At 55.8% G+C, this 14,202-nt stretch carries 6 protein-coding genes; all 6 read right to left on the reverse strand.

Annotation, left to right across the window (positions count from 1 at the left end):
• Positions 1–40 precede the first annotated feature (40 nt).
• The 6 genes from NI000_RS00335 to NI000_RS37050 all read right to left on the reverse strand — a co-directional run bounded on the left by NI000_RS00335 (position 41) and on the right by NI000_RS37050 (position 14,166).
• Complete coding sequence (locus NI000_RS00335; RefSeq protein WP_253406752.1) at positions 41–1,027, reverse strand: AraC family transcriptional regulator; 987 nt, start codon at positions 1,025–1,027, stop codon at positions 41–43.
• Between the two features lie 186 nt (positions 1,028–1,213).
• Positions 1,214–6,733 carry a glycerophosphodiester phosphodiesterase family protein gene (locus tag NI000_RS00340; RefSeq protein WP_253406753.1) on the reverse strand — a complete coding sequence of 1,840 codons (5,520 nt, stop codon included), beginning with the start codon at positions 6,731–6,733 and terminating at the stop codon, positions 1,214–1,216.
• A 304-nt stretch (positions 6,734–7,037) separates the two neighbouring features.
• Entirely contained in the window at positions 7,038–8,030 is a 993-nt protein-coding gene (locus NI000_RS00345; protein WP_253406754.1) for an iron-hydroxamate ABC transporter substrate-binding protein, read from the reverse strand.
• A 113-nt stretch (positions 8,031–8,143) separates the two neighbouring features.
• Positions 8,144–9,739, reverse strand: a complete 1,596-nt coding sequence (locus NI000_RS00350) for an AraC family transcriptional regulator (protein ID WP_253406755.1) — start codon at positions 9,737–9,739, stop codon at positions 8,144–8,146.
• Positions 9,740–9,954: 215 nt separating this feature from the next.
• Positions 9,955–13,401, reverse strand: coding sequence for an S-layer homology domain-containing protein (locus tag NI000_RS00355; RefSeq protein WP_253406756.1), 3,447 nt, complete (start codon positions 13,399–13,401; stop codon positions 9,955–9,957).
• A gap of 363 nt (positions 13,402–13,764) precedes the next feature.
• Positions 13,765–14,166 (reverse strand): discoidin domain-containing protein, encoded by a 402-nt coding sequence (locus tag NI000_RS37050; RefSeq protein ID WP_375540934.1) that lies wholly within the window; start codon positions 14,164–14,166, stop codon positions 13,765–13,767.
• Positions 14,167–14,202: the final 36 nt, after the last annotated feature.

Below are 14,202 nucleotides of genomic sequence, written 5' to 3' on the forward strand. Positions count from 1 at the left end.
ACAACGAATTACAAAGGCGGGTGAACGGCCCACGGCAAGGCTAATCAAGCTCAGCCCGTCTGCGGATGAGCTCGGAAGGATTGATCCCGTACTTGCCCCGGAACGATTCGGAAAAATGGCTCACATTCGCATATCCGACGATGCTGGCCGCGCGGCTTACGTTGGCGGCGCCGTTCTGCAGCAGTGCCATCGCTTGTTCCAGCCGCTTGTCGCGCAAATAACCGAAGACGGTTGTGCCGTACAGCTCCTTGAACCCGATCTTGAGCTTGAAATCGTTCAAGCGGACCATCCGCGACAGCTCAAGAAGCGAAGGAGGACAATCCATGCGCCTAAGCAAGATTTCTCCGGCTTGCCGGACTTTGTCTAAGTCGCTCTTGGACAGCCGAGCCTTCCTCGTCTGCGGCTCCCGTTCGAACAGAAACGTCTCGAAGTAAAGGGAAAGCAGCTCCAGCGCCTTGCTTTCCATATACAGCTTTCGGGCCGGCGTGCGGTCCGTGCATTCGAGCATTTGAGATATGATATAGGAAGCTCTCGCATCGATCGGCTTCTGGAACTTGCGATAAGGTCTCCTGCCGATCAGTCCGCCGAAATCGACGCTTCGCTCTTCGGATTCGTCTTCCATGATGTCGTCGAACAGCGAGACCGGGATGCCGATAGCTAGCGATCGGACCGGGTCGTGCTTGTCGTATTCAAACGAAGCCCGGAAGTCTTGCATGAATTGCAAAGTGCAGCTTCCAGCAGCAAGCTCGTGCCGCTCATCCGACACGTTGACCTCTCCCTTGCCCTGCAAACAAAAGCTGAGCTCGACCATGGCTCCGCCGGAAGCGACTTGGATGGTCCGGTCCTTAAGCAGTTGGAAATCCGATAACACGATTTCCATGCCGGAGCGGGTGACCAGGCGCCGGATTATACCGTCGCCCACAGGTTCGGACAGCGGCATCCGTTCCTTCCTGTCCGGAAGGGCACAGGATAGCTGCATCCCATGAAAGTATTGATCAAATATGTCGTGAAAACGGGTCGATTCCATAATGCATACTCCTGCCGATCTCTAACTGTGATAGACGTCATTTTAAATGAGAATGATTCTCATAGTTTTCATTATAGAGGAAACCCGAATGGCGGGCAATCTACGCTAGAACAGCTTATGAAAAAAGTCTACCCAGGCTTGGTGGCCCGGGCAGACTCGCTTCCAACAAAGTTTCATCTCTAAGCGTTAATTGATATAGTTCGCTTTGCTCAAGAAACGCTTCAGCATTACCGCGGACTGAGCCCGCGTTGCGATTCCGCCAGCTTCGAGCGTCTCCGCCGTCATTCCGTTCATCAGACCGGCATGAATCGCAGCCGTTACTTCAGCCTTCGACCAGCCCAAACTGCTGGCGTCCTTAAACGGCGCCAAAACCTCGCTCTGCTTCGCCTGCGATATTTGCGTCTCCAATCCTGCATAAGACATGGCGCGGATCAGCATGGCCGCCTGTTCTTCTCGCTTAATTTGCCGGTCCGGATGGAACGTTCCGTCCTCATACCCGCTGATGAGCCCTGCTGCCGCCGCAGTTGCTACATCCCCTGCATACCAGGCCCCGGGAGGCACATCGTTAAACCCGCCTTGTGCTGTCGCAGGACTGAGACCCAATGCGCGAACAAGCAGCGCTGCGAATTCCGAGCGTGTGATCGGGCGATCGCCTTCGAACCGGTTGTCGCTGACCCCTTCAACAACGAGCTTATTAGCGAGCAGCTCGACATCCGCTTGCGCCCAATGGTTAGTCATATCCGCAAAGCTTTTGTTCATTTCGATAATGGCATACGTGCCGTTCCCGCTCCGCTTCAGTGTCGCAACCGTTTGTCCGTTCCTCGTATCGAAGAGGGTCGGAACGAAGCGCACCCGTTTCGTTACCGGGTCATAGAGGACTCCGGTCGCTTTGGACCGGTCCACGGCTTTGCCAAGAAGCAGCTGGTATGTGACCGGTGCGGACCCGAACGGTACCGGCACCGTGCGGCCTTCTTTGTTCGCCGCCTCCACCGAGAGATGGACGCCGTCTGCGACCGACACGCCGTTTGCAGCCATCTTGATCTCGTCGCGTTCGCTGCCGCTTAGCTTCTTGAACGCAAAACGGATCGACATATCGCTTACCGCCGAACCGAGCTGCTGAGCCAGAGCTTCCAGCTTCAGTGCGTCCAATGGCAGCGTATAGCGGCCGCTATCCCCGGTTACCGCAAGCGTCGCGCCGTTTTTGCGGCTCGCATCGTTGGATAGCCCTGCCGCCGCCAGCTCCAGCTTATCGCCGGTAAATTTCACTTCGACGCCGGAGTTGGCACGGAATGCCTCCTTCAGCGTGTCGGCGTCTACTTTACCGCCGCTTGCTTCAAGCACCGCTCCCGGCTTGACCGCAGGGACATCGGGCTTGCCTGCGCCTTCCGTCGGCTTCCCGCCGGTGCTGCCGCTATCGTCGTCGCTGTCGCTGCTACCGGTGTTGCCTCCGCCGTTGTCGCCTCCGCCGTTGTTTCCTCCGCCGTTGTTTCCTCCGCCGTTGTTCCCTCCGCCATTGTTCCCTCCGCCGTTACTGCCATCGCCCTTCACTTCAAAAGTAACAGGCTGCGTATACAGATCGTACTTGCTGCTTGCGTCCATCGACGCCGTATACCGTAGCAAGGCGTGCGCCGTTCCCGGCTTTTTGGCCGTAACCTTGCCGCCGTTCACGTCTACGACATCATGTCCGTCCAGCAGGACGATGTCCGGAGTGACGCTCGTTTTCACGCGAGCGTAGGAATACACTTGCGCCGAGACGGTTACATTTTCATTCTGAGCCAGGAGGTAGTTGTCCTTCTCCGGGAGAACCGAAGCGGCCCAGTTTTTAGAGTAGCTTGCATAATCGGTGGTCAAGCCGTAAGCGCCCATCGCAAACATGCTCTTGTAATCTTTCTCGATATTGATCGTCCACGGGGAAATAAAGATGCCCCGGTGCTTGGCCGCTTCCATATAGTCCTTCTTCAGTCCGGTATACCCTACGTTATACGTGACGTTCTGCTTCTGAACGATCTTCAACGTTTCGCGCAGCGATTTGTTGACATTCGAGGTATCGAAGCCGCTGTGCAGCAGTCCTAGCGGCATCCCCGGCATTTGCTCGGCGAGCCGCTTCAACTGGTTCGGGTCGAACGACATGACGTTGAGCAAGTGCTCCGCGTTCTTCTCCTTGATCAGCTTCACCAGCACGTCAACTGCTCGCGGATTGCTCGTTTTAATTTCAGCATAAACCATAATGCCGCGTCTTTTGGCCAGATCGATCTGCTCGTCCAGCGTCGGAACTTTCGTTTCCTTATAGCCAGGCTTCGGCTTGCTCGCGTTGAGCGCCTTGATCTGTTCCAGCGTATGCTCCTCGACCTTGCCGGACCCGTTCGTCGTATTTTGCAGAACAGCATCGTGAATAATGACGAGGTGATCGTCCGTCGTTACATACATGTCGTTCTCGATAAAGTCGGACCCGTAATCGACGGCAAGCTCATTGCTCTCGATCGTATTCTCGGGAGCCTCCGACGGAATGCCCCGATGACCGATCACATAAGGCTTACGGACCAGCGTCGTCTGGTTGGAGTACACTTTCAGTGCATCGAAGGCCGCCGCCGGGGAATCCGTCACGATGCCGTTCGTTCCTGCCGTGATCAGCTGGTGGATCGACACGCTTTTGTCCGCTGCGCTTGCCGTTTCCTTGGCCCATACCGCGATCAGCCGCTGCTGCAAATAAGCGACATTGTCGATCGAAGCCGCGCTTTGAGGCAGAATGGCAATTTTTGCTTGATTGACCGTTGTTTTTCTGCGGATATCGAGCAGGCTTTCCGGTGTCAAGTTATTCAATCCGCTGTAATCGACAATGCCCCGGATCATCGGGTACGCCGTTCTTACCCGCTTGACCAGTTCGCCGCGGTCCGAGACGACGAACGCATCTTCCAGCTCGGTCCGCTGCACATAGTCGGCCAGCTTATCGGCGGCTTGCTCGCCCTTCACATAGAACGCCGGAATCATCCGGGTGCCGAGCGAAGCCAGCACCTCGTCCAAGCTTCCGAGCACGTTCGCGCTTGACGGGTCAGTCACCTTCAACTCAGGGTTCACATGCAAAATCACCGTCGCCGGCAGGGTGGGCCCGTTCAAGCTTGCCAGATCCGCTGCGCTGCGAACCTCCTTGACAACGGACGGTGCTAGCGAAATTTTCGTCTCCGGCTCGGTGACGTTCACGAAGCGGTCCGTCGGCATCGGCGGCAGCGCCTCCTGCTGCAGTGTAATGCGGATGTTGTCCACTTTCATCCTGCTGCCGTTCGCCTGCAAGCCGATTCCGCCCTTGGCGTAAGCGGAGGCCGCGTCGGTGTTGATCATCACGCGATTGTCGATCAGTTCCTGCACCCGGTTGCCGTAGGCTTTGACCGTGTAACGGTACATTTTTGCCGGGTCGATCACTTCGCTATTCGAGCCGCGGTCCGTCACGTTCCAGCCGTTCGCCGGGGTCCGCTCGGCGAATTCGACGCCGTTGGACGCCGTCGCGTCTTGGCGGACCGCCATTTGGTAATAAGGGTGATCGTTATTTTGGATACGAAACATGATCGAATGCCATCTCGCCGCATCGTTGGCCGACAGATGGGTGACGTCCGCTTCGATTTTATAATTGCCGAACAGCTTCAAATAGTCCGGAAGCAGCACGCGCGACGGGTTGTCCGGGGCCGAGCTCGCATTCAGCTCGAATGCGCCGGCTTTCACAACGGACGCACCGGACGTCGTGCCTTCGATTCTCGTCCAGCCCGGCGGCAGCGCGCCGTCCGGCAAAGCGTCGAAGTTCTCCTCGTACAGTACGTACTCGGCGTCGCCGGCTTCTTTGGCCACGACGAGGAACGAAATCGCAGCGCTATCGATGGAAGCGGTCAGCGTGTGGACGCCTTTTTGCTTGACATTGATCTTGCCGTTTTCTATCGTGATCCCGCCGCTGCCCGAGCTCCAAATTAAACGGTCGCCGGTTATCGTGCCTGAGGTAAAATCACTAAGCTCCGATTGAAATACAATGGATTGAAGATCGATCGCTCCGCCTGCCGTGCCCAGCATGTAGCCTTCGTTATGCTTGAGCGAAACGACTTTTGCCCCGATCGCCGACGGCGTAACCGTAATCTCCTGCACAGCTTCGGCATTAGCGAAAACCGTTTGAATCGTCGCTTTCCCCGCTTTGACCGGATACAGCTTGCCGTCCACAATTTTGATCGTACTCTCGTCGGAGGAATACAGCTTCAGCCGGTCGCTATAGACCGCTTCCGTGACGCCGTCCGAGAAGTAGACGCTGCCGGTCACGCTCAGCGGTCCGGTCAACGCTTCCATCGTCGACGGGATCGCCAGATCAAGCCAGTCGGCAGTGATCCGCGTGACCTTCACATTATCGAACGACACTTTGCTCTGGTCGGCCTGCAAGCCGATTTTGCCGCGTTCCAGCAGCACATTCGGACTCAGGGTCTTGTCGGTCAACAGCGTAAAGTCCGCATCGCTCTTCGCTTTGATATATTCTTTGACATTGTTGTCAAAGACACGGACTTTCATCGTGTAATCGTTATTCAAGGCAAGCGGCTTCCACATCCCGCTCACAGGCGTAGGACTGAACCATCCGTTATCCGGCTTCCGGTAGGCGATTTCGTAGGTGCCGTTTTGCCGGACGGCCATCTGATTATACGGGGCCTTGCCGCTCGCGGCTCCGCGGAACATGATCGAAGCCCAGCGTCCCGCATCCAGCACGTTCTCGAACCGGACATCCGCTTCAACGACGTAGTTGTCCCACTGCACCGGCGCAATCGCCCGGGCTTGTTTGCCCGACGCGCTCCCGTCAAATACCATTCGCCCGTTGCCGTATGTATCCTGCACGACCGTAAACGGATTGCTTCCCGCATTCACATCGGAAATCCAGCCGAAGGGAAGCTGGCCTGACGGATATCCGTCAAACGTCTCGTGCAAAAGCACCGGATTCACCGCTCCGGTCACCGGATGGCCGTCGTCCAGCGTTACGGTGCCGTACCCGGACGTGTCGTTCCAGAACGATGTGGTGTTGTAAGCGCTCCAATAACTCGACCTTTGCTTCGCTGGGTCTGCGGCATCGTACCGGTCGGTCGTGCCGACTTCCAATCCGAACTGTTTGTTCCGCCTCGGGTCAAGCTGGAGCATATCCCACGGCACGGCCACTTCGAGCGTCCAGCCGCTGCCGGTCGTGCGGATGGCACGCAGTATTTTTTTCTCGTCCTTCCCGCTATGATTATTCAGCGCTGCGCCGAAGTGAAACTCCGGCGTCGTCGAGCCCGGCTGATATACGAATCCGAGCTGCATGTCCTCGCTTGCAAACGGAGCCGAGCGGTGATTCGTCGGATCGAAGAACAGATTGATATTATCCTGCTCGAACCAATAGCCCGGTCCGTTATGGATCAACATATCGTCGTCGGCCTTCACGCCGATATAGAGATATTGATTGTCCCATAGGAGACCGAATTTGGACTCCTTGAAGACGCTATCCCCTGTGCGGACGCTTAGCGGCTGATCGATGCTCCAGACGGAATCGTCGAGCTGACCGTCAATCGCGGGGGCGTTCTTCGTCTTTTTGGCGACCATCGACTTTCGTCCCGTGTCGGCGGCTTCGGCTTGTCCCGGAACAAGGCCGACCGGAATCGTCCCGCTAAGCAATGCGATAATGAGAAATACGTAGAACGATTTGGCATGACGTATCATGGTAGGTTCTGTCCTTTCCTATCGTCTTGGTAGGTCATTTTGGTCCCGTTTCTGCTTTCAGAGCGTTAATCCTAGCAACATCCGGTTCGGTATGCACGGCTCCCTTCTTGTGAACATGACAAAAAACCCTTCTATCCATCAAACAGAGGGGGTGCGCCGAATCGGCGTCTCCGTTTGCTGTATAAAAGGGTTTTCTCCTCGTCTCGTACCCTGCTTATTCGGCTGTCCTTACACTTCTTAATTGTACTGCGGTTTGTTATCGGAGCATCAAGCGCAATTAAATAAATTGTAAATGAACCGGCGTTTACTTTTGGTTCCGGGACAAGATCGTTTCCGTCAAAATGTCCAGCTGCTTCTCCAGCGACAGTCCGTCCGAAAACCAGAATTGCTTCAAATTAAGCAAATACACCCGATTGCTTTTAACCGCAGGAAGGTTTTTCCACAGTGGGTTGTCCATCAGCTCCTTGGCCCGTTCCGCTCCGCCGTCCTCCTGATACACTGTAATGAACATATGGTCCGCGGCATATTCCGGAAGCACCTCTTGCGAGATGTCCCGGCTCTTGCCCGGCTCGAAAACGTCCTTCTTCACTTTGTCCGGCGGCGTTAACCCGAGCGTGGCGAACAAATTGTACCCGGCCCGCTGATTTTTGTCCCAGATCCATAAATTTTTGGCCCAGATTTCGTAGGAAGCCGCCGTCTCTCCCTGACCGATGACTCCGGCCAGCTTCTGCTTCGCCTGCGCGGCCTTCTCCTTGTAGCGCGCGATCCAGGCTTCCGCTTCCTTCTCCTTGCCGAGCATGCGGCCGAACGTGCGCACTTCTTCGAGCGGGTCTGAACCGGCGAAGCCTCCCCACGGAAGAGTCACCGTAGGCGCGATTTTGCCAAGCTTCTCGGTTACTTCAGGCGGCAAATAGCTCGGCGCAACGATGAGATCCGGCGACAGCTCCAGCACCTTCTCGACGGAAACGTCCCCGACGTCCGCCACTCCGGCCAGCTCGTCCTTCAATTGCTCGGAATTGTTCAATACGATCGATCCCACGCCAACCGGCTTGATGCCAAGCGCCAGCAGGTCCCCTGCAAACTGAATCGCGACGATCCGCTGAGGGTTCGTCGGAATTTCGATTTCCCCGTTTTCCGCCTTGAATATTTTCGTCTCCGGCTTGTCCCCGGAGGCTGCGCGATTTCCTGCCGTACTCGACGGATTCTCCGCCCCGCCGCTGCAAGCTGTGATAACGGCCGCCATCACGACGAAAAGCAGCCCTAGCCATACCATCTGTTTGATGCTGATGTGACGCATAGTCCCCCTCCGATGTCAATGATAATGATTATCATTTTAAATCCCATCTCGTATTGTATCAGTCCAAGGCGGAATGACCATATCCTATGATCATCATTTTCATGGACAAAAGGTCACCGGAGGGCGGACTTCAGCAATTGCGTCTGGATATCAAGCTGCTTTTCCAGCGACAGCACGTCAACGGAATGAATCACGTCCAGTTCAATCGAATATACCCGGTTGCGCCGTACGGCAGGGAGCTGCTTCCAGATGTCGCTCTCCATTACTTTTCTCGCACTTTCGGCCCCGCCGTTCTCCGGGTATACGCTGATGAACATATGATCGGCCGCATAGTTCGGCAGCTCTTCGAGCGTAATTTTTTTCGGCTGGCCGATGTCCAGCACGTCCCGTTTCACCTTCGGCGGAGGAGTGAATCCGAGCGGCTTGTACAAATTGTAGACGCCCCTTCCGAACGATTCGCACATGACCCAGAGGCAGTCGGCCCAAATCTCGTAGACGGCCGCCGTCTCGTCTGGTGCGATAAGACCGTGCAGCTCCGCCCGCGCCCGCTTCCCTTTCTCCTCATACCGGGCAATGAACGCTTCCGCTTCCCGTCTCCGGTTCAGGATGTCCGCCAGCGACTTGAATCTCTCGAACGGGTCTCCGCTATGAAATACAAGCGTCGGCGCGATTTTGTGCAACTGCTCGATCATGCCGCGGTCCAGCCAGTCCGTCGCGATGATCAGCTCCGGCTCGAGCTCCAGCATCGGCTCCACGGACGTATAGCCGACATCCGGCGTGCCCGCCAACTCCTCCTTCAGCAGCGCCAGACTGCTCAGTCCTTGATTGTACGAAGCGCCGAGCGGCTTGATGCCCAGAGCGAGCAGATGTCCGACCAGATCGTAGACGACGATTTTTTTCGGTTCGCGCACATAGCCTGTCGGTGATACGCCGACGACCTGCTTGAATTTGCGGCTCAGATAAAATCCGTCCGCATAGCCGACATTGCGGGCAATGTCGTTCAGGCTCCCGCCCGTCAGCAGCAGCTGCTCCTTCGCCCGGTCGATCCGGATGCGGGCCAAGTAGTCGGAGAAGCTGTGTCCGGTTTCCCGCTTGAACAGCATCGAAAAAAAGCGCGGGTGAAAGCCGGTCATATGCGCGAGCATGTCCCGGCTGATTTCTTCCCGGTAATGCTTATGCATATAGTCGATGGCTAGCTCGATCCCCTTGCGCGACGGCCGGACTTCCGGCTCCGAGTCGGTACGGCGGCCCGGCACCAGTAGGTGAAGCAGCTCGTAAAGCAGCATCTCCTGCCGAAACGGCTCGGCCCCCGCATCATTGCTGCGGAGCGCTCTCAGCTCCTTGACGAGCATCCCGATCCGGTAAGGGGACTCCGGGGACAGCTTGCCGTCGGGGAGCCACGGGCTCCGCCTTTCGCTATACGCCGCTTGTCCCGCGGGCCGTTCTTCTTGACCTAGTGAAGTGAACATGCGAAACGTAACCAAGTCCAGCAGCAAGCCGCTCCCGGGGGCAGCGCGGTATTCGATCATTCTTCCGGGGTTGCAGAACAACACGGTGTCGGAATCCACCAGCATTCGCGAGCCGTCGATGCTCAGCTCGCCCTTCCCCTCCTCAGCAACAATAAAGGTATAGGAATCTATCCAACGTCTGTGCGAATCATTCCCCGCCGACAGCCGCTCGATATCGTTCATTTGATAAAGATCGCGCATCCTTATTTCGCTCCAATGTTTTTATTGATAACGATTATTATTATCATTAAAGCTCATTATAAAGGATGGTTCCGAAGCTCTTCAACACACTGCCGGAAAACGTGCAAAAGACGCAATCGCGGATTCCCCCATATAACCCGACAAAAGCAAAAAGCCCGACAGGATTCCCTGTCAGGCTTTCTACGTTTATGAAAGAGATGGTACGAATGGGTCGGCTACAGCTTCAAAGCTTCCAAGAGCTTGTAAATCATCGTTGCCGCCTCTGCTCTCGTAGCCGTTTGACCGGCGCGGAACGTTTCATCCTCATACCCGCTCACGATCCCGGCCGATACCGAGGCGTTCACAGATGCTTCTGCCCAAGTCGGAATGCCCGCGGCATCCCGGAATGCCTTGGTTTGGTTCACCGGTTTGATTCCGCCGGAGTTCAACGCATTCGCGATCATCACGGACATTTCCGCCCGGGTGATCGTTTGGTCCGCTTTGAACCACGTGCGGCCGTTTTCCTCATATCCGTGGATCAGGCCCCCTTTGACCGCTGCGGCTACGCCGGATTTCGCCCATCCCGGAATTTGCGGGTCATCGGCAAACCCGGAGGCGTCCGCGGAGGCTTGAAGACCGAGCGCTTCCGCCATCATTTTCGCGAATTGCCCGCGCGTTACTTGCGTTTCCGGGCGGAACATCCGGTCTTCAAACCCTTGGATGACGTTCATCCCAATCAAACGGTCGGCATACGGCGCCGCCCAATGTCCGGCCAAATCCGGGAAAGCGGCCGGCTGATAATCGAATACGGCGAACTTCGTAAAATGGTTAACGTTCACGGTGACGGTTCCGTCCGCACGGTTGGTCCCGCCGATATAAATCCAGCGCTTTTGCTGCTCGTGATAATAATACACCGCTGGCTGGTGCCCCTGAAGCAATTGACTCGCGTTATAATGGAACGTCAGGGCGATCGGTTGATTAAAGGTATGACCGGTCGTGCTTGTGAATTCGATCGCCGGACTCACCGCCCGCAGATTCCCGGCGGAAGGAGCCTCCTTCGCGGACAGAATGCTGGCCCGAATGGTGCCGTTCGATGGCAAGGCGCCTGCCGGAACTTCGATAGTCACTACGTCCTTGATGCTGCCTTTGGACGATTGCTTCGCGTTAACCTCAAGCTCCAAAGAGACAGGACGTTCCGGTTTATCGCCAGCCGGCGGTTGGGTTGTCGTGCTGCCCGAATTGCCGTTCGTCGAGCTCGAACTGCCGCTGCCGGAGCCGGAGCTTCCAGAATCATCGCTTGAATCGCTGCTGTCCGCTGCTTTCGCTACGATGACCGTACGCCGTACCTCGGCGGAACGATTCCCCGCCAGATCCCGGGCATTGTAATGCACCGTGTAGGTTCCCGCCGTATGCGTATCGACGGCTCCGGTGATGACGACATCGCCGTCCACCCCGAAGTTATCGGCAGCGGAAGCGCCCTGCTCGACGTAGGCCGCACCGACGGTCAGATTCACGGTCGGATCTCCCTTGAGCGTGATAACCGGAGGCGTACGGTCGATTTTTACGGTCAACGGAAGCAACGCTTTGTTTCCAAAAGCATCGATGGCCCGGAATAGCCGCGAATGCACGCCTTCTTGAGAAATCTCAATGTTGCTGTTGCTCTGATAGGATTTATAATTCTGTCCGTTGTCGGTAGATAGCTCCAGGTCGGGACCCGCCCCATACACGCTTCCGTATACGCTGGCATAGACGCTGCCCGTAACGCTTTGATTCGTCCAGGCGCCGCTGGAATACGGCTGTCCGTCCGCTGTCTTCCACGTACCGTGAAGCTCCAGGGAAGTTCCTTTCAAATTCACCGCAAAAGCTTGGCTCGCTGCGGCATTTCCGCGCTGGATCGTAGCGGTCAACGTGAGTGCCGTATCCTGCAAGGGACGCGATACGATTTTGCCGTCATCGGTCATGTGCTTAGGATTGGAGCTTTTCCACGAGATGGTTGCCCCATGCTTGCCTGTCGTCGGCAGCTGGAGATCGGAAGCGACTTGGCTAATATCGCCCAAGGACAACGATTGCTTCGTATCGTCGACAGCCTGCTGATCGCTGTAGGCCGCCACGTTTACGAAGATCGGGTTGGAATAAAACCATAGGTCCCGGTAATTCCGCTTGTTAATTTCGGTGAAACGGGTTTCGTTATCGGCGATATCCGTTTTCGGATCGATCAGCGGCTCCCCGTTGCTTGTTTCTCCCTCGACATTGAGTCCCAGATTCGTTCCTCTGAGCCTAAAGTACTGATTCTTGCTTGCCGTTCCCAAATTGTAGCTGATAACATGGTACCCTTCCGCATCCGTCGTCCAGTCTGCGCTCGTGAAGCGCTTCAACACCTTGGTCGAATCGTTCGTGTCCTTGTTATACTCGGAGGTGCCCGGTTGGGCCAGGCCCGTCACGTCGCCGGAAATCAGATCGACATGATCAACTTGAACGGGATCGCCGTTATTGTTTTGTTTCGGAGTTTTGAACCGGATCGTAAGCTGGAGGTTATCCCCCTCCTTCACCTGAAGCTCTCCGCCCATTTCTTCCTTGCGTCCGTCACCGGCAATCGTGAAATCAAGCGCGTCAATCAGGTCGCCGTATACGGAGAACGATTTTCCCGACCGCATGCCGGCCACAACCGCCTTCATATCGGAACCGTTCACCCACGTATAGTTCTTGGAGTATTCGCCCGGCCAATATCCGCTGGAGTACAAGCGGTTACCGCTGATTTTGAAATGAAAATCCGAATTGGAAAAGTTCCAGAATCTTCTTCCTTCCCCTAACAGCGAATCCCATACGCCTCCAAGCTTGGCGACCATGTAATCCGTTCCGCCATAGGACCGGTTCGCCGGAGTGGTCAGGTTGAAGCCGCCCCGGTCGGGTTCCATCTGTCCGCCGATCATGCCCTCGAATCCGAAAACGATATTCGGTGCCGCACTGTTAAAATCCCGGATATCGGCAATCGTATAAACGCCTTTTCTCGAAGGGTGATTCAAGATCGCGTAGCTGGTCTCGGGATATTTTTCACGCAGCCACCGCAGCGCGGTCAGCGCGTCGTCGCGCGTGGAGTAGGCGCGGTTGTGCTGCGCTTTCCAGGCGGCAACGTCCGCCGGATCGAACAGGCTTTCGTCCCGGTCGGTGAATAAATATTCGAACTGGCTTACGGCTTTCAGCGCCTCGGGCGAACCCGGATTGTCGGTGACGATGCCGATGCCCACGTGCTCGTATTTTGGCATGTCCCATTCGAAGCCCGAAAAAATAATTTTATCCTTGTACTTGCCCGACTCCTGCAATTGTTTGATTTTAGGGGCCTGATACTGGGCAAGACCTTTGGAGAAAGGAACCGGTCCTCCGGGAATGTCGTTTCCGTTGTCGTCCCGATTGGACATTCTCAAATGATCGGCAAGGGCTAGCCAATCGAAACCATGTTGATCGAATGCGGAATCCAGCACGTGTTCCAGAGATTCCTGCGCATCGTTGGACTGAAAGGTGTGCGCGTGGTATTCGCCCGTCATCCATTTTCCGGCAGACGGACTTGCTTGACTTCCTAAGTCGGCCGGCGCTCCATACACAGTTGCGTCAGGCAGGCCTTGACCAAGGATACAAATGGACAAGGGAACAAGGGACAAGGTACGTTTCCACTTTTTGGATATCATGATGACTGCTCCTCTAATCAATGTTGTTTCGCACAGCTGAAGTCCGAACATTCATCAGTCTAATCCCGTCAAACGCCCGTTGTCCACGAATTACCAAAAACAAAATAAAACCTTAACAATAGAACGCTTACAATCGAAAAAAAGATACATTAGGAACGAAAAGGCTATTGTGGCGGACGAATTCGACACCTTATGAGGAGGAGTTAAAAAGAGGCAGATAGAGGAACTTCCGTACTCGGAGTGGCGGCGGAATCCCATCCCGCGAATCCCGCCACTCCAGATTTTTACGATGCTACTTTATAGCGTATACACACGCCAAAATCTTCAATCAATCAATCGGACGGAAGGATGCTGCGTATTCCCTCAATTTCCGCTCGAGCCGTACACTTCGAATTCGTAGAGCGAATACCCGTAGGACGTGCCTCTTGCCGTGCCGTACATCCGGACATAACGGGCATCCTGCGCGGCAAAGGTGATCTCTTCGACTCCGCCCTTCCCGTTCGTCTTCGTATATACGTCCGTCCAATTCGCCGGCGAGCCGCTATCGTTCGATACTTGAATTTTGTAGTTTTTGCCGTAGGCGGCTTCCCAGTTCAGCTTCACTTTATTGACGCTGTACGTCTTCCCGAGATCGACATAAATCCATTGCGGGTCGCTTCCTTCCTTGCTCGCCCAGCGGGTGGAGACGTTGCCGTCGAACGCTTTGGACGCTTCGTAGCCGCTTCCTTCCAGAGTGCTGGCCTTGGCTGCTTTCCCTTTTGCAATGTTGGTATCCGTAGAAGGACCGTCGGTCGTCGTGGC

It is taken from the genome of Paenibacillus tyrphae (assembly GCF_024158745.1).
GTDB lineage: Bacteria > Bacillota > Bacilli > Paenibacillales > NBRC-103111 > Paenibacillus_G > Paenibacillus_G tyrfis_A.

Coding starts and splice junctions, on each gene's coding strand:
- NI000_RS00335 (WP_253406752.1), bottom strand. CDS start 1,027: ATGGAATCGACCCGTTTTCACGACATATTTGATCAATACTTTCATGGG.
- NI000_RS00340 (WP_253406753.1), bottom strand. CDS start 6,733: ATGATACGTCATGCCAAATCGTTCTACGTATTTCTCATTATCGCATTG.
- NI000_RS00345 (WP_253406754.1), bottom strand. CDS start 8,030: ATGCGTCACATCAGCATCAAACAGATGGTATGGCTAGGGCTGCTTTTC.
- NI000_RS00350 (WP_253406755.1), bottom strand. CDS start 9,739: ATGCGCGATCTTTATCAAATGAACGATATCGAGCGGCTGTCGGCGGGG.
- NI000_RS00355 (WP_253406756.1), bottom strand. CDS start 13,401: ATGATATCCAAAAAGTGGAAACGTACCTTGTCCCTTGTTCCCTTGTCC.